The sequence below is a fragment of the Flavobacterium bomense genome (assembly GCF_003970355.1).
In genome coordinates this window covers 1-1,133 of sequence record NZ_RYDJ01000217.1, presented here as the reverse complement: position 1 = coordinate 1,133, position 1,133 = coordinate 1, and the positions used below count along the sequence as shown (strand labels likewise).

At 35.9% G+C, this 1,133-nt stretch carries 1 protein-coding gene; it reads right to left on the bottom strand.

Going from position 1 to position 1,133, the window contains the following annotated elements; translation table 11 throughout:
- The coding region (locus EKL98_RS16860) for a glycoside hydrolase family 97 N-terminal domain-containing protein (protein WP_199740752.1) at nucleotides 1-956 on the bottom strand (956 nt) is incomplete at its 3' end.
- Between the last annotated feature and the right edge of the window lie 177 nt (nucleotides 957-1,133).

The following is a 1,133-nucleotide window of genomic DNA, read 5'->3' as shown; positions in this document are numbered from 1 at the left end:
ACTCCAATGAATTTCATTGGTTTTATCCAAGAAACATCTTTGTATTTTGTAGGTTCATTCAAATTCAAAATCATTTTTGAAGCTAGAATTTCGGTGGCTTTATCGCTGACTACAATCGTTCTCCAAGGGGTTTGCGTGTCCGTTTGCATATAACCATTATTGCCAACTGCATCGGGAGTTAGGTGCGAACTCATTTTAAACGTTTTGGCATCTATATTCAAAGACATTGCAGGATAATTAATCAGAGCCGCTTCGTGAATATTGACATACAAACCATCCGCAGTTTTCATCATTGAAGGCGTTTGAACTGCCAAATCTTTAATTGGAAATTGCGAATTAATTTCAATAGTTGCCTTCTTCATTAATGAAGGAATCTCTGAAATCTTAGAGGTAGTATATGCATATTCATTCGTGTCATAATCTCCCGGAATCCAGAAAATTTTATGGTCACCTGCCAATTTGAATTCGGTGTGTTCCTCTTTGATTACAAAATAATTTAAGTCAGTTTGTTTTGGAAATTCATAACGAAACCCCAAACCATCGTTGAACAATCGGAATCGGATACGGATGTAGCGGTTGTTGTCTTTGGCTTGCGCCAAAGTGACCACCACTTCGTTGTAATTATTGCGAATTATTTTTTCTTCGCCCATTACTGGATTCCAAGAATCATCAACCAAAGATTGAGCGGAGTCTGTTAACGAAAAACCATCCATAAACGAAGGAGCATCTTTTATCTCAATTCCCAAAGTGCTTGGTTTGATTACCGATTTGTCTTTGTAACTCAACTGATAGGAGGGAACTCCATTGGTAGTAAGTTCAAATTGCAAGGAAAGATTCTTGTTAGGGGAAGTAATAACTTGGGCTTGCATTAAAAAGTTGCTGGTCCAAACCAAAAGCAGTCCAAGTAATTTTCTGTCTAGGCGGAATCTAACCAATAGATTTTGTTTAAAATTCATGTTTTTAAGTTTTATGATTACTAATGCCAATTATGTATTGCTTTGCCAGTTTGCTATCGCTGGGGTCAATACAGTCCAATAAATTGTACTGTTTTTTTTACTATATCGGCATTATACAGTTAGTTATTAGGCTTTTAAATAAGTGTCTATGGTATAAATTGTCTCAAAAACACAAAT